Below are 16,774 nucleotides of genomic sequence, written 5' to 3' on the forward strand. Positions count from 1 at the left end.
CCCGTCTGGTGGCGGCGGTGGCGGCACCCCGTCTGGTGGCGGCGGCACCCCGTCCGGCGGCGGCGGTGGCGACACCAACGGCGGCGGCAACAACCCGTCCGGCGGCGGCAGCGACAAGTCCAGTGATGACAAGAAGACCACGAGCAATGGCCCTGCTGGTGACAAGGAAACGTACCTGTCGCCGGCCGAAGTCACCGCTGAATCCGCAGCATGGCAGGATGCCGCGGGTTATCTGAACAACGCGAACCGCCTTGCCCAAGAATGCAACTGGGACGGACTCGAGGCCGGTATCTTCTTTGCGCTCCAAGACCCGAACAACCGCCTGGCCGACCTGTTCACCACGCTGAGCATGACCGGTGTCAACGAGTTCGAACTCGCGATGGAAGCACTGGTCCAGACCGCGATCGATTTCAGCCAGACCGACGAGGGTCGCGCATCCGGATTCGAGGGATACGACCAGCTGCCAACCAACTACGACTACTCGGGCACCATGCACCGCGACGACTCGGCCAAGGCTGACGTCGACCCGGTCGACTGGGGTCTCGAAACTCCCGACCTCGGCGACGTCATTGACGCTGGACGCAGCAAGAAGGACTCGGATTCGGATAGCTCAGGTTCGGGCAGCAGCTCGGACGGTTCGTCTTCTACCAGTGGTAAGGGCGACGACAAGGGCGGCAAGAAGAGCAAGAAGGGCAAGGGCGGTTTGATCGCTGAAGTTGCCGAAGAGCTCTTCGACCGCCTGGTCAAGTAGCCAAGCGAAACCTAGTTAGACACATAGGAGATTTTTAGAACCATGGAAACCGCATATCAGCTCCAATGCAAGGTTCCTGACGTAGAACCAACCGGTCTCGACGTCCTCGGTTGGATCGAGCGTGCGCTCGACAAGGTCAGCGGTTGGATTAGCTTTGGCCACAAACTGCTCGACGGCTTCGGCATCGGCAGCGTACTCGACAAGCTCAACGAGGCCCTCAACAACTTCAAGACGTTCATTGCCAAGCTGAAGGAAGTTGCCACGAAGCTCTTCGAAGCGATCAAGGGTGTATTCATGCCCTGGATCATGCCGACGTACGCCGACAAGTGGCTGCAGATTTCGCACGACATGGACAACGTCGCGAAGGCCCTCGGCCCCACCGGCCTGCGTGCCCCCGGTAGCCCAGCCTGGACGGGTCAAGCTGCTGATGCGTATCGCGCCAAAGCCGCCCAGAGCGTCAAAGCGGCCCAGCACGCAAGCAAGGTAGCGAACACCCACTCAGAGTCGCTCGCAGAATGTGCGCACCAGGGCCAGCAGCTGTACATCGAGTTGCTCACCCTCGTCATCGCGATCATTGCCGCGATGCTTGCTGCAGGTGTTGAAGCCGGCACGATCGTTGGTATCCCAGCAGCGATTGTCACGCTCCTTGCGGGCGCATTCCCGCTGGCCGCGAACATCGCCGACACGATCATTGCCCTGTTCGACTTCATCGCTGGCCAGGTCTCGACCTTCAACGAGATCACCTCGGCGCTCGAAGGCGCAACGGACGTCTTCCCCGGCAACGCTTGGCCAAAGCTCAGCGCACCGGCCTAACCCGTGTCCACTACCAACCCGAAACCGACGCTTCAGTTTCACGGCGGTAGCGGTGCGGTAATTACCCACGATGGGTCGAGCATTGTGCTCGGCCCATCGTTGGTGTCCGCAGCCCCACGTGTCTACGAGGCGCTCCTCGCCGGCACCAACCCGATGGCCGTGCTGGATGCGGAGCTCGCTGACCCGACCGCACGTCACTCCGTGGCAGTGGTCGGCATGGCTCCTGCCGCGACCTCATTCGTGCTCCGCGGCGATGCCTTGCAGCTTCGCATTGAAACGCCGAGCGGCCCGGTTGAAACGTTCCCCGAACTTCGCCGTGGCTGGCGCGGTGGTGCCGTTACCTCGATGTCGGGGTGGCGCATACGTCTCAAGTCGACGACCGAGGCCACACACCTGGGCGATCGCACGCAGTTCGCCATCACCGAGGGCGCGGCCCCGACCAGCGAGGTCTGGTTTGGTGAAGTTGCCAAATTCTCGCTGATCAATACGGATGCGGTCACGACGTTTGCGAAGGACCAGCCGAGCCCCGACGCAAACGGGAGCACCGCATCCACCACCGAATTAGAACCGGCTTCGCCCGAACCGGCGGCGATGACCACAGCTGACAGCAGCGGCAACGCCGAGATCGACGACGACACGATCCCGGATGCACCGAGCGCAGTTTCGCGTGCGATCAACGCCAACGCTGCTCCGGCACCGCTGGGACATCCGGCGGCCCCGGCCCCCGCTGCGGGCCTCGGCATGCCGAGTGTGGCCGCCGCGACCGTCCAACATGCGACACCAGCTGCGCAACCACGCGCTGCCACTCCGAATGCGTCTGCAGCTGCACCGCCCGCATCCGCGATGCCACCACCACCGCACATGCCCACCCATTCGACGTCGTACGACGCGGATGACGCGACGGTCCACGAACCGCAACTTGCCGCATCCCGCAACGGCATGGCCGCGCCGAGCGGACGGCACGCGCTGCCGGCCAGGGAGTGGGCGCCGCAGTTGAACAGCAACCAGGGACACGTGGTCACGCTGTCGAGCACGGTCGTTGTTGGCCGCGCCCCGGTAGTTGACCGCGCGCCGGACCCCACGCACGCGCAGCTCATGCAATTGCGTTCACCACAGCAAGAGATCTCGCGATCGCACCTCGTGGTGACGTATGAGGCGGGCAATGTGCTCGTCTGGGACCTCGGCTCGGCCAACGGCACCGTCGTCGCGCGCGGTGGCAGCATTCCCGAGCCGCTGCAGGCGATGAATGCCGTCACACTTGCCCGCGGCGATGTCATCGACCTCGGCGACGGTGCGATGCTCTGGCTCGGCTAGCACACCGTCATTTCACGCGAGAACGCATTCGGCCCGGGGTGAGTAACCACCTCGGACCGAATGCGTTGTGGGGTCGTTATTCGACCACCAGATGCTGAGTGCGTTCTAGCGTGCGCGACGATTGCGCAGGTCAACGCCGCGACGCAGCAGCCAGAGCACGACGACGCCGAGCGCACCAACACCGGTAATACCGATCGCGGCCTGATGACGCACGAGCAGCGGCTTCTCTTCGGCCTGCGGCGGGGTGCGGCCGGCTTGCGCGTTTTCGGGGCGACGTTCGCCACCGGGTACGAGCGGTCCCTGGTACGCGCTGTCTGGGGTCACCGTTAGCGCGTCGAACGGCGAGACGATGCCCCAACCGGTCAATTCGTTGTGCTCGGCGATGCTCGGTCGCAGCGCCGACACTTCTATGCGCCACTTCCACATTTCGGGAGATTCATCGGGATATTCCGATGCGACGAGCGCGGCCACGCCCGCGACGTACGCGGTCGAGAAACTCGTTGACGGTGCATCCGGCGCGATGATGCAGTCACCATCGTTGAACCACGACACGAGCACATTCTGCCCGGGCGCCGCCACGCCGACGTGCACGCCGTGAATGGCCGCATCCGTTGGCTGTCCGTCGTCGGTTACCGCGGTCACGCTAACGACACCGTCATAGCCGGCCGGGTAACGAACGCCATCGGCCTTGTCGTCTTCGTCGGCAGTGTTTCGGTTGCCGGCACTTGCCACAACAAGCGACCCCTTGCCCTGCGCATAGGCCACGGCCTCGGCAAGCTTCGGGTCATCTGTCGACGTCGAGAGCGCTGCCACAATCACCTGCGCGCCGTGGTCTGCCGCCCAGCGGATCCCATCGGCCGTCATCGGGATATTTGGGCCAACCATCTTGTTGTCCTGCGTTGACTGGTACACCCGCACCGGCAGAATCTTGGCCTTGGGCGCCACGCCAACAAGACCTGAACCGTCTACGGGCTGGGCGGCAATGATGCCGGCAACTGCCGTGCCGTGCCCTTCGTCATCTTGCAGCCCATTACCGGCGCCAGTGAAATCGTGACCGCCCTGCACACCGTTAAGGTGCTTGTTTCGCGAATCGACGCCAGAGTCAACGACCGCCACGGTCACCCCTTCGCCGAGCGCCAGCTGCTGCGCCCGGTCAATCCCGAGCTGCGTGAATGCGGTCGGCGTCTGCGGCAGATACTGCGGGTTACCGCGCTCGCACTGCTCGCCGGCTTCGGCCTCGGCCTCGCGAGATTTCGGGCCGAGCGGCAGGGATGCGGTCTGGGCCAGTGCTGCTGGCTGGTTCAAGGATGCGGTCTGGTTCGAGGCTGCGTATGGTGCCGCGACAGCGACCTGACCGTCGGCGGCCATGTCTCCGGTCGGCACCGATGCCCAGGCGGCAGTCGTCGACAGCGTTGGCCCCTGCGGCAGCAGCTTCACCCACGGCGAGGGCACATCAGTAATGTCGGTCATTTGGTAGCCGAGGCGCTGCACGATATCTTCGGGTGCGCCTTCGAGACCAAACGCCATACCCACGTCGGTAATCACAAACAGTGCGCCGATCGAGCCACCCCCGGTTGCGCGCACCAATGCACCGCTACCGCCGGCGATGACGATGCCCGGGCCTTCCGGCCGGGTGGCCTGCGCTACTTCGGTGCGCACACCCTTTTCATCGCCGCGCAGAATGGCGCAAGGAATCGTGCCTTCTTCGTTGAGCAGCGGCACCTGCCTTGGCCAGCTGCTCGGACCGGGGCTGTCCGGGCTCACTTTGAGTCCCGAAACATCGCCGACGGATGCGCGAATCACGTTATCGCCGGTGTTCGGCCCGGTTGAGGTCGAGTACATGCTGCGCTCGAAGTCGGTCATCGAGTCAAGTGTGTCCTTGCCCGTGACCAAGTAGTACCGCGAGGTGCGGCCATCCAGCACCTCAACCATGGTGCCGATCTTGGCGCTCGAAAGCGCGCCGGTCATGCCCACTGGCGTATCGGTGGCGCCATCCAAGCTCCACGGCGAAATACGTTCGCCTTCTTCGAAGAGGTCGAGCCAGTTCGACGAAACGGGCGTGATCTCGGCCGCATCCCAACCGAATGCCAAGCGAACGAGCGCGAGATCACCCTCAAGAATTTCGTAGCGACGTCCATCGGCAACCAGATAGGTGCGCTCGTTATTGCTGACGAGTGAACCGTTGACGCCACCAGTTGGCTGTGGCTTGCCGCCGATAGTGAGGTGTTCGCCGCCCTCGGCCGGGCAGGCAGCCCAACCGGTATTCGCCAACGAATCGGGCTTCGGCACCGAGTCGGGCGCACCGACGATGCCGACTTCGGGTCCGCGCGGAATATCGGTCAGCGCGCTCGAACCGACCGACGTGCGCGAAACCGTCACGCCTTCGGCGAGCAGCTGTGCGCTCACCGCGTTGCGTACCGGATGCAGCGTGCCGTCGATCGAGAAGAATTGCGCACCCGTGTCGGAGTCGGTGATGAACATGCCGTTCTGCCAGTTCGACGGCAGCGCTGGGGCGAAGCGGCCAAAGATCCAGGCGCCCACCAAGATCAACAGCGTCAGCACCGCGCCGACGAGCATTGGCCCCATCGGTGACTTGAGTTCGACTTCGCGGCCACCGGGTTTGCCCGACGTGAACGCAGAAATCAGCCGGCGCTTGTTAAAGCGCTGGGCATCGAGAATGTCTTTGCTGGTTGCCATGGTGTGGTGACCTCGCCCCGCCTAGAGCAATCCGCTCGCGAGCGCCGCGGCCGGCACGATCGCCAGCAAGCAGCACACCGAAAGCGCATCGGCCCAGCGGTTCATCGCCGGCGAGAACGCACGGGCAAGGGCACCGAAAAAGAGCACCAAGCTCGCCAGGCCGATGATGACCCAAGCGACGATCGTGGCGAGGTGCGGCTGACCGAGCATGGTGAATACCGCGATCTCGAGCAGCACACCGGCGCCGGTCATGACGCCGATGAGCACTTCGGCACGGTCGCGTACTTGACGCGTCGCGAGCAGCATGGATGCACCGACGGCACCTGCCAGCACGAGCGACGGAATGCTTTCGGTGACCAAGAATGGCGTGGTGAATAGCAATACCAGGCCACCGGCAATCTTGATCGTTACCGCGAGCGCCCGGCCGACGGCCGTGTACCGGCGGACTTCGCTGTCGGTGTAGACCGCGTTGTCGCGCGCGCGTTCGTCTTCGTTGCGCGGGATGTAGCTGCGAATTGGTGTCTGTGCGAGCGCGATCCACGGCGCCATGATGAGCACCAGGGCCGTGATCGTGACGATGACAACGGCAATAAAGTGCGGTTCTTGGACGAGATAGTGGCGCGCAATTCCTGCCCACAGCAGCGCCAGGCCAATGTAGATAAGCCCGAACATTGCCGAGATATGCGGCAGCATTTGGCCGCCGTTTGCGGCGCGCAGCGTGATGAACCCGAGGCCGGCGACGACAACGAAGGCGACTCCGGCAAGCAGCAGTTTTGGCCCGGTGCCATCGACCAGTGCGGCGCTTCCGGCCGCGGCCAGCAGTGCGCCGATGCCGTGCGTGAGCACCGCGCCGGTGGGTTGCCCGAGTCGCAACACCACGATCGCCGCGATAATTGCGGCCAGCGCGGCACCGAATCCGGCCGAAATTGCCAACAGCCCGCCCTCGAACCAGAGCACGCCCGCCGTCACCGCAAACAGGGTGCAGGCGGCCGCGATGCAGGTGCGCAACGAGTCGGCGCCGCTCCAGCCAACATTGCTCGATTCAACGACGGCGCCGAGTGCCTCAACAAGGTCGTCGTAACGCATGTCGTCTTCGCCGTAGCCGAGCCCCTCGACGGTGAGCACGTCACCGGCAACGATGCCAGCTTCAGCCGGGGTGAGCTCGAGCGAGACGTGTTCGCCAAGCCCGTTGACCAATCGGAATCCGCCGGAGGCAGCACGGGGCGTCAGTAGCCCCATTTCGTCGATGACCGCGGGCACAACCTCGGTGAGCGGCAGGTGCAGTGGCACCGCCAGGTCGAAGGTCGTGGTGTCCTGCGCGAACGTCACCGGCACCGTGCTACTCGTTGCGGCGTTGTCCGTCAAAGCCATTACTCCCCCAGCTTCCTGTGTCAGCACACTCGCATCAGCAGGCCTGTGCGAGCGCGTTTCGTGCAAGCAGCCCGTCGAGCGTTCCGTCGGGCAGCCGGTTCGTTGGCGTGGCGACCGGCCAACGTTCGTCGCCGCGTGCGAAACCGGATTAACGAAATACGGGATGACATTACACGGCCCAGGAAACGGAATCGATCGGTTCGGCGCACTGAAAACCCGCCGTGACCGCGTAAATCCGTCGCGCGGATGATGAACAGCGGATGCGCTGCGCTGCGGCCGTTGTTGCCCGGCTCGGAATGCACGATGTGCGGCGGCAACGATCGCTGCTTGACAGCCGTTCGCAACTACGACAAAGATTGACGCTATGACTCACTTCACCGCTCGCGTTGCTACTGCCGTTCTTCGGGCAGGGCAGGCATGCATGATGCGTGCCGCAGCGGGTGAGCACTGTCGAATGTGTAGCTAAGACGCTCCTTTCGTCTCTGGCTTCAATGCCGTCACGTCGACCTCGAGTCCGTGATCGAGACCAGGATCCCCGCCCCGCAGACCCACCCCGTCGTGCAGGGCCACGCTCGAAGTTCGAGCGTCCACCGTTCCGGTTCTTCGTTGTGCAGCGGATGCGCGCCATACGCAATTGCACCGACTCACGTCACGCAAATGGTGCGCCACACGCGTCAACCGCTCCGGAACGCCCGCTTCGCTACATTCGCCGCCGACTGGATGACTCCGGCGGCACCGCGCTCGAATCGCGCGACTCCACACAAGGATTTCTCATGACTCTCGCACCGGTTACCACCCTTGCTTCCCGCCAGACTCAGCCTGCGCACCAGACTCGGCCTGCTCGCCAGGCCCCGCACACCCGTGCCCACGGCGCACCAACCGCGCATCACCGCGCGTCCGCCGTGCCAGCATCCACGCAGGCACCCCTGCGGGCGCCCGCCCGAGCCCAAACCCAGCTGGGCACCACGACCGTGACGCAACCAGCGGCTCCCGCGACTCGCTCGTATCCGCAGCCACGGCCATCCACCGCCGTGCCCGCAACACCACCTCAGCCGGCACCGAGCGAAGTTCGCGGTTTTGCCCTCTACGTGGGCCTCGACGAAGCCAGCGCCGCAGAACTCGGCATCTCACTGACCGAGATCGTGACCGAACTGCGCGAACTGCTGCAGCGTCGCGCGCCGAGCGCCGAACACTACGCATCCGTGGCGCTTGCCCCCAGCGGCGCACCGGGCAAGAACCTCGACCTGGTACGCCTGGCGCTTCAGGAACCCAAGGCGGTGCACGCTCACCAGCAGGCCAGCGAGACCGAACGCAAGAAGCAAGCCGACGCCGAGGCATCGTCGCGCGTGATTATTGACACCTCGCGCAAGCGCGTGCTCGTCGACGGCGAGAACGCCGACTTCACGTTCAAGGAGTTCGAGCTGCTCCAGGCGTTGGTACTGCGCGAAGGACGGACCGTTTCGCGCGAAGAGATCATTGAAGTGCTTTGGAAGGACTCAGCCGAGCCGCAACCGCACGCCCGAACCATTGACGTGCACGTGCGACGCCTGCGCAACCGGTTGGGTGACTATGCCGACATCGTGCGCACGGTCCGCGGTAAGGGCTACCGCTTTGACCGGCATGCGGATGTGCGAGTGATCCACTCGTGTGCCCACCTGACGTAGGAACACCCTGTACCAGGGAAGCAGTTTTTCTCGAACTTGACGCCTTGTCGATGCACCGTAATTAATAGTGAGACTCTTTGTCATACCATTTGGGGATATTGCCGATATCTCAACGAAAATTGGGGGTCTTCGCATGGAAATCGGATACGCTGCCGTGGTTGCCAGCCGCTGAGAGGACCTTCAGCGCCGACGCCCACAACGAGTTACGAACTCACGCGTGCCTGCAGCTTCGCCGAGCTAGTGATCCCCGAGGCCGTGCTTTCGGCGTCCGCAACGCCGTCCTGAGTGAGGACGGCCCACTCGAGAGATATGCAGAGTCAAAACTATGAAGGCAGCAGCGAGTGACGCATGGGAGTCCATGTATCGAGCCCAAGTCTCGATCATGCGCGACCTTCGCAATGCGTTTACCAACGTCGGTATGACCATGAACGAGTATGACGTGATGAACATTGTTCATGACGCCCGCGAGCACCGCATCCGCATGCGCGAGCTCAACGCCAACGTCCTTATTACCCAATCCTCGGTGTCGCGACTTGTTGACCGATTGGTTGCCCGCGGGCTCATGTCGAAACACGAAGACGGCATGGACGCGCGCGGCACGATCGTGGCGCTCACCGACAAGGGTGTGCAGGCGTTCAACAAGGCCAACGCCATTCACGAACAGAATATTCGGCTGCGCATGGAAGGCAGCCTCACCCGCGACGACCTCAACACGCTGACGAAGCTCAGCCGCCAGTTGCTGCGTAAAGATTCCAGCAACTAACCTCGGGTCACGATGTCGAATTCGCCCGCGTTACCGTCGCCTGCCCGCCGTGGCAGCGGATTTGCGTGGCCCGGGCGCGTGGGTGACGAAGCCATCAGCGCTGACGCCGCCGCGGCTCTAGCTGACGCACTCGCCATCGTGGCCGATACCGCACGCATCCGCATCCTGTCGCTACTTGCATCACACGATCCGCGCCCGATGACCGTTACCGAACTCACCGAAGCTCTCGGTTGTTCGCAGGCAACGGTCTCGCACCACCTCAAGCTGCTGGTCGCAGCCGAAGTGGTGACGGTTGAACGCGCGGGTAATTGGCGCCTGTACCGGCCGGATGCGGATGCGCTCGGGCGCCTGATCGCGAGCGTATCGACACACGACTAACCCGGTCCACGGACAATCACGGTCGCCATGAGCAATTAACTTGCGCAAAAACGCGATCATGTTGCGCTCAGAGCCACATAAGCCCGATTTTGAGCAAGTTAGTGATCTGCTGCTTTGCTCGTGTGCTGGGTAAGAGCTTCGAGGCGATGTTCCGGTTCGACCGGATCGCGAGGAACCGCGTCCGGCGCGCTGCCGCTTCCGAACGGCTGACCGCCGAGCGCCTCGCGGCCGTGCGGCGTAAGAAATTCGGCGAGTTCCGGCCCGCGTGGCACGATACCGTGCGGATTGAGGTCGCGGTGCACTTCGTAATAGTGCCGCTTGATGTCCACGAAGTCGGTAGTGTCGCCAAAGCCCGGCGTTTGGAATAGGTCGCGCAGGTACGCCCAAAGCACCGGCATTTCGCTGAGCTTCTGGCGATTGCACTTGAAGTGCCCGTGATACACCGCGTCGAACCGAACCAGCGTCGTGAACAGACGCACATCGGCTTCGGTGATGTGGTCGCCCATGAGGTAGCGGCGAGTAGCCAGGCGTTCTGAAACCGTGTCAAGTGCGGCGAACAGGCGCGCATACGCCGAGTCGTACGCATTCTGACTACCGGCGAAACCGCAGCGATACACACCGTTGTTGATCTCGGTATAAATGTGGCGCATGACTTCGTTCATCTCGTCGCGCTGCGCTTCGGGGTACAGGTCTGGGGCACCGTCGCGGTGATACTCCCGCCATTCGGTGCTGAAGTCGAGGGTGATCCAGGGAAAGTCGTTGGTAACGACCTGACCGGATGCGGTGTCAACGATCGCGGGTACGGTGATGCCGCGCGGGTACTCGGGGTCGCGCGCGAAGTACGCCTCTTGAAGGCGGGCATACCCGAGGACTTCGTCGCGACCATCCGGGGCCTTGTCGAAGGTCCAGGAACGTTCATCGTGCACGGGCCCACACACTGCCATGGAGATGGCGTCTTCGAGCCCGAGTAGCCGGCGCACGATGATGGCTCGGTGAGCCCAGGGGCAGGCTCGCGCCACGACGAGCCGGTAACGACCAGGTTCTACCGGCCAGGTGCGGATCCCGTCGGCGACCGGGCGGGCACCGTTGGTGATGCGATCGTTGATGTAGTTCGTGTCACGCTCGTAGCCCCTGCCTGCGCTGGAGTAGACGCCGCCCTTGGCGTGTTCGGGATGCGTTTGGTTCATGCGATCACCGTAAGGATTTCGGTTGTGAGGCGGCTGCCCGCGTGAGCCTCCCCTGCACTAATGCGTGTCGTAGGCCCGAGATATGTTCAAGACATGAACTCCCCAACGCTTCAAGCTCTCCGCACGGCTGCATCCGTGAAAGTGTATGAGCGCGGACTCTTACTCATCCTTGAGGTTGACGATCTGAAGGTCAAGGACGAGAGCGCCGCTGCATCCGTGCAAGGCACATTGCGATATTTCGCCACGCTGTCGTGGGACGAACACCGGGTTTGGGGTGAATGCACCTGCCCGTACACGCAATTCTGCAAGCACTTAGTAGCCGTTGGTCTAGCCGTCCGCAATGCTGCTGGCGACCGTCTGCCTGCCACAACCACGAAGATCATCGCGCAGCATGCGACGCAGCTCCAACTCGAGCAGGAGGCAAGAGACCGTTTTGCGCAGTTCTTGCAACGAGCCAGTCATGAGACTTTGGCACAACTGTGCGGTGCTCTCTGGCAACAAGGCTCAACAACACGGTCCACGTTGCTCCTAGGCGCACTGTGCATTTCAGATCCCGCAGCAAGCATCGCCATGTTGCGCGATCAAGCTAGCCGTGCTGCTGCGCTGGTTCCAGGCGAGGACGACGATCTGTATGGCCTTGAACTTGAGGAGCGTCTGGTCTCGCTAACCAAACCTTGCCGAACCGTGATTGCGCTCGGCCGCGCTGACGCGGCACGACAAGCCATCGAGCTGTTCCTCAAGGTGGTCTGTACCAATCTCAACCGCGGTTGGTACAACGGAGGCGAGGAACGATTCGCGATACGTCAAGCGCTGGAGTTCCACCGTAAGACCGCCAAGCTCGAAGGAATCAATCAGACCGAACTCGGCCAATGGTTTGCTGAATTTCGTGGGTACGCACCGGCCTATTGCACCGTTCGCCTCAGCGACTATATCGAGGCGATGGGCGACAACGGCCTTCGCATGTGCCTAACTGCTCTGGCTGCTCCGGATACCGAGATCCCGGAATTTCGACGCCGTGAACTGTTGCTTGAAATCGCGGATATGACGAATGATACGGATGCGGCCATTGACGTGCTCGCCGAGTGTAGGCCACCAAAGTATGGCCAAATCGTCACCCGACTCCTCACCGCGGCCCGTATCGAGGAGGCACAGCACTGGATCAATCGTGCGCTCGAATCCAAGTGCGTTACTGAAGCCGCTGATAGCGACGAGTTCGTGGGCGCAGTCTCCGTTGCCACACGATTGCGCGATTTGAATGCTGCGCGCCTTGCCGATCAGCTTTTGCAAGCCGCCTTCGCGGTGCGTCCCACGTTGGCGCTATATCGGGAACTGCGTACACACACCAACGATCCGGCGACCACACGGGTACATGCACTCGAGGCTGTGCGCCGTCAACTCGACGCACAACGAGCCGAGTTGACAGATGAGGTAACCGCGAGTGGTGACGAACTGTGTCGAATCGCGCACGAACTCAATGCACCCGAATTGATCGTCGAGGTCGCCACGCTGTTCGACCACGACGAAACGGATGCGCTCGTGTGTGAGGCCTTGGCTCACCTGCATCCCGAGCAAACTCCTGAACTGTTGCACCAGTACCGCTATTGCTTCACCGAAACCTTGAACGTCAGGGAAATGAACACCGCAGTGCGTCTCATTTTGCAAGCACGTGAATTCAGTACCACGCCGGAACGTCTCCAACTGGTTAACCAGTCAATCGACATCCTGCGCAGACGACGCGGCCCAAATGACCCGCTCGTCTTGAGCCTCGACCGCAACGGACTGTTTGGAACGAGCCGCAACGCCTGATGCCTCTTCGAAACAGAGCACGAACACCAGCAAGCGTTCAGCAAGAACTATTAAGAATTCACTTATGACAACGAGTGTTTTCGATCTATTCACGATCGGTATCGGGCCATCGAGCTCGCACACGGTTGGCCCGATGAAGGCTGCGGCAATGTTTGCGCGCGAGCTGACTGCAGCGACGTCTGAGCCAATCACCCGCATCCGCATCGAACTCTTTGGATCGCTGGGGGCCACCGGTCGCGGCCACGGCTCTGAGCCAGCGGTTTTGCTCGGGCTGGAAGGTGCCGATCCCGCCACTGTCGAAACCGACCGCATTCAACCCCGGGCGAACGAGATCACCGACGGTGGTTCGCTCCGGCTGCTCGGTGACCCGGGAAGGGAAGTGCCGTTTCACCGCGAGGTTGACCTCATCTTGCATCGGAACACTCGGCTGGAGTTTCATTCCAACGCCCTGAGGTTCACGGGGTGGGCCGGTGAGCAAGTCGCCGCCGAGCGCACGTTCTATTCGGTCGGCGGCGGGTTCGTCGTGGCCGCCGATGATGACGGGCATGCCGAGATGACGCATGAACGTATTGAGGTGCCGTACCCGTTCCGGTCGGGCGCCGACCTGCTCGAGGTGTGCGAGTCCACCGGCATGCGAATCTGCGAAGTCATGTTCGCAAATGAGTGTGCTCGCCGCCCTGCGGCCCAAGTTCGCGCGCGGCTACTCGAGATTTGGCGCACGATGCAAGCTTGTGTGGATGCGGGAGTCGCAACCGTCGGCACGCTGCCGGGAGGGCTGAAGGTGAGGCGGCGAGCGGCCGCACTGTACGACCGATTGGTGTGGGATGCGGAGGCTGAGGCCGCGCGTGCCGAAGCTGCGGGCCTGGCTCGCAGCGAGGGAATGCCCGCGGACCGACACGTTGACGACCCGCTGATTGCGATGGATTGGGTGCAGCTGTGGGCGCTTGCCGTCAACGAAGAGAACGCCGCAGGTGGGCGCGTCGTGACGGCGCCAACCAATGGTGCTGCCGGCATCATTCCCGCGGTGCTGCAGTATGCCGTGCGGTTCGTGCCTAATGGTTCGAGCGAGGATGCGATTTGCAATTTCTTGCTGACCGCCGGCGCGATTGCCGCGGTCTACCACCAGACCGCATCCATTTCGGGAGCCGAAGTGGGTTGCCAGGGCGAGGTCGGCACGGCATGTTCGATGGCCGCCGCTGCGCTAACCGAGGCCATGGGCGGTTCGGCGCGACAAGCGTGCTGTGCGGCAGAGATCGGGATGGAGCACCACCTGGGGTTGACGTGCGATCCGGTTGGCGGGCTGGTGCAGATTCCGTGCATTGAACGGAACGCGATTGGCGCGACCAAGGCGATCGCATCGGCGCGACTGGCGCTCCACGGCGATGGTGACCAGATCGTGTCGCTGGACCAGGTGATTCGCACGATGATGCAAACCGGCGCAGACATGAAGGCCAAGTACAAGGAGACTGCGCTCGGCGGCCTCGCCGTCAACATCGTCGAGTGTTAGCTGCAGTTCAGCGGATTGGACCGGCAAAGGCAGGAAACGAAGAAGTCCCGGCAGGTAAACTGCCGGGACTTTCCTATCGCGCGCCCGAAGGGACTCGAACCCCTAACCTTCTGTTCTGTGGTTTCCCCCGGTGCGGAAATCATCCGATTTGCGGCGTAGTTAGCTGAAAGTTCGCTGAATGTACATGTAAAACGTCTGTATGTCTTTAGAACGGTTATCAGTACCGCCAGCATGGGCGGCTATGATTGGCGACTTCCTCGAATCACAGATTGCAGCCGGTGCACCAAGCACTACCGTTGAGACGCGTCGCCAGCACCTAAGCCACCTAGCGCGAAAGATCAAGAGGGCGCCGGGTGACATTACTGGCAATCACCTTGTTGAATGGGCAAGCTGTCAGTCATGGGCGCGCGAAACTCGGCGCGGCCGACGAACAACCTTTCGTGCGTTTTGGGGATGGGCGGTAGCTACCGGACGGCTTGAACACGATGCAGCAAAGGCGCTGCCAGTTGTGCGCCCTACGCTGCCAGCGCCGCGCCCGCTACCGACTGCAGCTCTTGACGCTGCGATTCTGCGCGCCGATGCGCGAACGCAACTGATCTTGCGCCTGGCGTGCGACCTCGGTCTACGCCGTGCCGAGATCGCAAAGATTCATCGCGACGATGTGATTGATGATCTGGTTGGTTACTCGCTTCGCGTGCGTGGCAAGGGCGAACGGGTGCGAATCCTGCCACTACCAACCAGCCTTGCCCGTGTGATTCTTGACGCCGAGGGCTTCCTATTCCCAGGACGTGATGATGGGCATTTGTCGGCACGGTGGGTTGGCAAGCTTGCCGCCAATGCCTTGCCCGGCGCGTGGTCATTGCACGCGGGGCGCCACCGGTTCGCGACGTTGGCACATCGCCAATGCGGCGATCTGCTAGTTGTGCAGGACTTACTAGGGCATGCGTCGCCAGTAACTACGCGGGTCTACATTGCACCGGACGCGACAAAGGCGCGCACCGTGATTGAGAGCCTAGCGGCTTAGCGTGCGTGCTTACCGCGCTGCGATAGCGGCGGCGCCGAGAGTCGAGCCAACCACGAAGCGACCGCCGTCAAAACGGACTTGAGCAGACTAACGCCGATCGTTTGCCAGCCGAGCGCGGTAAGTAGCGCGCTGTCATCCATGCTGCCCATGACTAGCAGAACGGTTGCGCCAATAGCTGCCAAGATGTCTACGGCTAAGCCTTGAAACAACGTACGCGTGCCACGCTCGGCGGCGTCGCGGCGGGTTGCTGGCGTGACGTCGGCTGATTGAATAAGCATCATTAGGGTGATTCCTTTCGATCACGTCGCCAATTGCGGCAAGCTCGGCAATGACGGCGGCGTGATTCGCGTCTATATCGTCTCTTAGGTTTGTCGTGTGCGTGTTCTGCACTTGCGCCAGCACTTGTTGCGTGTGCTTCTCAGTCTTGCGCACCTTTGGCAAGATCGTGCCTAGTACGGCTGCCGAAACGGTGGACGCCACAAGGCCAAGCGCGTTGACAACGGCAACGGCAACATCGCTGTTCATGGCAAGCGCACCACCTGCCCAGGGTGGATTAGATCGGGATTAGCCAAGCCGTTGAGCTTGGCGAGGTGCTGCCAGGTAGTGCCGAATCGTTCGGCAATGCCGCTGAGCGTGTCACCAGGTGCGACCGTGTACGTCTTTGTGGCTGGCGCTTGCTTCATGCCACCGGTGACGGTGAGCACCTGCCCAGGGTGGATTAGATCGGGATTAGCCAAGCCGTTGAGCTTGGCGAGGTGCTGCCAGGTAGTGCCGAATCGTTCGGCAATGCCGCTGAGCGTGTCACCAGGTGCGACCGTGTACGTCTTTGTGGCTGGCGCTTGCTTCGGCTTCGGCTTCGCGACGTTCGTCGCATTGCCGCCGGTGTATTTGTTCCATGCGGCGGCGTCGCCATAGAAAACGTTTAGGTCAAGATCGCCATCGTACCCGGCAATGCGTCCACTTGACGTGTACTGCCACATGGCCACAAATGGCCACGGCGTGCGTGGTGCGCTGCCAGGGTTCGCGAAGCCGCGCGGCGCGGCATCATAGTAGGCGGCTACCCATAGCCCGAAATCGTCAGCAATTACCGGGTGCCAGTCATATTGCCGGGTGACGCTTGCAGACATGTAGATGAGCGGCTTAACGCCGGTGCGGGCGTGAACTCGGCGCAACCATGCGTGCGCCCACGCGCTACCGCGCGGCAATGCGTCGGCTTCCCAGTCAAGTACCAGCATCGGGCGGTGCTTAAGGTGTCCAAGAATCGAATCAACGAAGTGATCGGCTTCCGCTACCGCGCCACGGTCTGCAAATCCGTCTGCGGCGAAATGATAAAGTCCAATGCGCTTGCCGCTGGCAATTGCTGCTGCGACTTGTGTGTTACATGAAGCCGATACATACCCGGTGCCGCCGGTTGCCTTGATAATCGCGAAATCGCAATTGATTTGGCGTGTGATTTCGTCCGGCTGCCATGCCGATACGTCAATGCCGAACAATGTCAT

General features: G+C 62.3%; 14 protein-coding genes and 1 pseudogene. 9 read left to right on the plus strand and 6 right to left on the minus strand.

Features of this window, described 5'->3' with window-relative positions; genetic code table 11:
• The 3 genes from ZBI01S_RS09690 to ZBI01S_RS04570 all read left to right on the plus strand — a co-directional run.
• On the plus strand, window positions 1–751 hold a 751-nt coding region (locus ZBI01S_RS09690), incomplete at its 5' end, for a hypothetical protein (protein ID WP_176572861.1).
• A gap of 42 nt (window positions 752–793) precedes the next feature.
• Window positions 794–1,564: a hypothetical protein gene (locus ZBI01S_RS04565; protein WP_066057063.1), complete on the plus strand. Its 771-nt coding sequence runs from the start codon at window positions 794–796 to the stop codon at window positions 1,562–1,564.
• Window positions 1,565–1,567: 3 nt separating this feature from the next.
• On the plus strand, window positions 1,568–2,878 hold the full coding sequence (locus tag ZBI01S_RS04570) for an FHA domain-containing protein (protein WP_066057066.1): 1,311 nt from the start codon (window positions 1,568–1,570) through the stop codon (window positions 2,876–2,878).
• A gap of 105 nt (window positions 2,879–2,983) precedes the next feature.
• Here ZBI01S_RS04570 and eccB read toward each other — a convergent pair whose 3' ends face one another.
• Together eccB and ZBI01S_RS04580 are read right to left on the minus strand one after the other, a co-directional pair.
• The gene (gene eccB / locus ZBI01S_RS04575) at window positions 2,984–5,575 is read right to left on the minus strand and encodes a type VII secretion protein EccB (RefSeq protein WP_066057069.1); all 2,592 of its coding nucleotides are present in this window, start codon (window positions 5,573–5,575) and stop codon (window positions 2,984–2,986) included.
• Window positions 5,576–5,596: 21 nt separating this feature from the next.
• A complete protein-coding gene (locus ZBI01S_RS04580) occupies window positions 5,597–6,946 on the minus strand; it encodes an EsaB/YukD family protein (protein ID WP_083524507.1) in 1,350 nt (449 codons plus the stop codon).
• Between the two features lie 773 nt (window positions 6,947–7,719).
• Here ZBI01S_RS04580 and ZBI01S_RS04585 point away from each other — a divergent pair.
• From ZBI01S_RS04585 to ZBI01S_RS04595, 3 genes are all read left to right on the plus strand, one after another.
• Complete coding sequence (locus ZBI01S_RS04585; RefSeq protein WP_083524529.1) at window positions 7,720–8,610, plus strand: winged helix-turn-helix domain-containing protein; 891 nt, start codon at window positions 7,720–7,722, stop codon at window positions 8,608–8,610.
• Between the two features lie 325 nt (window positions 8,611–8,935).
• Complete coding sequence (locus ZBI01S_RS04590) at window positions 8,936–9,373, plus strand: MarR family winged helix-turn-helix transcriptional regulator (RefSeq protein ID WP_066057075.1); 438 nt, start codon at window positions 8,936–8,938, stop codon at window positions 9,371–9,373.
• Window positions 9,374–9,385: 12 nt separating this feature from the next.
• Window positions 9,386–9,751, plus strand: a complete 366-nt coding sequence (locus tag ZBI01S_RS04595; protein ID WP_083524508.1) for an ArsR/SmtB family transcription factor — start codon at window positions 9,386–9,388, stop codon at window positions 9,749–9,751.
• A 98-nt stretch (window positions 9,752–9,849) separates the two neighbouring features.
• Here the strand turns inward: ZBI01S_RS04595 and ZBI01S_RS04600 are convergent, their stop codons facing one another.
• Window positions 9,850–10,938, minus strand: coding sequence for a glutathione S-transferase family protein (locus ZBI01S_RS04600; RefSeq protein ID WP_066057082.1), 1,089 nt, complete (start codon window positions 10,936–10,938; stop codon window positions 9,850–9,852).
• Between the two features lie 93 nt (window positions 10,939–11,031).
• Here ZBI01S_RS04600 and ZBI01S_RS04605 point away from each other — a divergent pair, with 93 nt between their 5' ends.
• The 3 genes from ZBI01S_RS04605 to ZBI01S_RS04615 all read left to right on the plus strand — a co-directional run bounded on the left by ZBI01S_RS04605 (window position 11,032) and on the right by ZBI01S_RS04615 (window position 15,275).
• Window positions 11,032–12,744, plus strand: coding sequence for an SWIM zinc finger family protein (locus ZBI01S_RS04605; RefSeq protein ID WP_159421388.1), 1,713 nt, complete (start codon window positions 11,032–11,034; stop codon window positions 12,742–12,744).
• A 64-nt stretch (window positions 12,745–12,808) separates the two neighbouring features.
• Window positions 12,809–14,251 (plus strand): L-serine ammonia-lyase, encoded by a 1,443-nt coding sequence (locus tag ZBI01S_RS04610; RefSeq protein WP_066057088.1) that lies wholly within the window; start codon window positions 12,809–12,811, stop codon window positions 14,249–14,251.
• A gap of 508 nt (window positions 14,252–14,759) precedes the next feature.
• Entirely contained in the window at window positions 14,760–15,275 is a 516-nt protein-coding gene (locus tag ZBI01S_RS04615) for a tyrosine-type recombinase/integrase (RefSeq protein ID WP_187330013.1), read from the plus strand.
• Here ZBI01S_RS04615 and ZBI01S_RS10090 read toward each other — a convergent pair.
• The 3 genes and pseudogenes from ZBI01S_RS10090 to ZBI01S_RS04625 all read right to left on the minus strand — a co-directional run bounded on the left by ZBI01S_RS10090 (window position 15,272) and on the right by ZBI01S_RS04625 (window position 16,774).
• A complete protein-coding gene (locus ZBI01S_RS10090; RefSeq protein ID WP_066057094.1) occupies window positions 15,272–15,556 on the minus strand; it encodes a hypothetical protein in 285 nt (94 codons plus the stop codon). The two genes, ZBI01S_RS04615 and ZBI01S_RS10090, sit on opposite strands and share 4 nt — an antisense overlap.
• A 10-nt stretch (window positions 15,557–15,566) precedes the next feature.
• Window positions 15,567–15,800: pseudogene (locus ZBI01S_RS10210) on the minus strand (DUF2746 domain-containing protein); the annotation flags it as partial.
• The gene (locus tag ZBI01S_RS04625; RefSeq protein WP_066057097.1) at window positions 15,797–16,774 is read right to left on the minus strand and encodes a LysM peptidoglycan-binding domain-containing protein; all 978 of its coding nucleotides are present in this window, start codon (window positions 16,772–16,774) and stop codon (window positions 15,797–15,799) included. The gene ZBI01S_RS04625 and the pseudogene ZBI01S_RS10210, both read right to left, overlap by 4 nt.

The organism is [Zimmermannella] bifida NBRC 103089 (assembly GCF_001570925.1).
GTDB lineage: Bacteria > Actinomycetota > Actinomycetes > Actinomycetales > Microbacteriaceae > Gulosibacter > Gulosibacter bifidus.

What these genes read in the sequence shown, in the direction of transcription:
- ZBI01S_RS04565 (WP_066057063.1), top strand. Translation starts at nt 794, where the DNA reads ATGGAAACCGCATATCAGCTCCAATGCAAGGTTCCTGACGTAGAACCA.
- eccB (WP_066057069.1), bottom strand. Translation starts at nt 5,575, where the DNA reads ATGGCAACCAGCAAAGACATTCTCGATGCCCAGCGCTTTAACAAGCGC.
- ZBI01S_RS04580 (WP_083524507.1), bottom strand. Translation starts at nt 6,946, where the DNA reads ATGGCTTTGACGGACAACGCCGCAACGAGTAGCACGGTGCCGGTGACG.
- ZBI01S_RS04585 (WP_083524529.1), top strand. Translation starts at nt 7,720, where the DNA reads ATGACTCTCGCACCGGTTACCACCCTTGCTTCCCGCCAGACTCAGCCT.
- ZBI01S_RS04590 (WP_066057075.1), top strand. Translation starts at nt 8,936, where the DNA reads ATGAAGGCAGCAGCGAGTGACGCATGGGAGTCCATGTATCGAGCCCAA.
- ZBI01S_RS04595 (WP_083524508.1), top strand. Translation starts at nt 9,386, where the DNA reads ATGTCGAATTCGCCCGCGTTACCGTCGCCTGCCCGCCGTGGCAGCGGA.
- ZBI01S_RS04600 (WP_066057082.1), bottom strand. Translation starts at nt 10,938, where the DNA reads ATGAACCAAACGCATCCCGAACACGCCAAGGGCGGCGTCTACTCCAGC.
- ZBI01S_RS04605 (WP_159421388.1), top strand. Translation starts at nt 11,032, where the DNA reads ATGAACTCCCCAACGCTTCAAGCTCTCCGCACGGCTGCATCCGTGAAA.
- ZBI01S_RS04610 (WP_066057088.1), top strand. Translation starts at nt 12,809, where the DNA reads ATGACAACGAGTGTTTTCGATCTATTCACGATCGGTATCGGGCCATCG.
- ZBI01S_RS10090 (WP_066057094.1), bottom strand. Translation starts at nt 15,556, where the DNA reads ATGATGCTTATTCAATCAGCCGACGTCACGCCAGCAACCCGCCGCGAC.
- ZBI01S_RS04625 (WP_066057097.1), bottom strand. Translation starts at nt 16,774, where the DNA reads ATGACATTGTTCGGCATTGACGTATCGGCATGGCAGCCGGACGAAATC.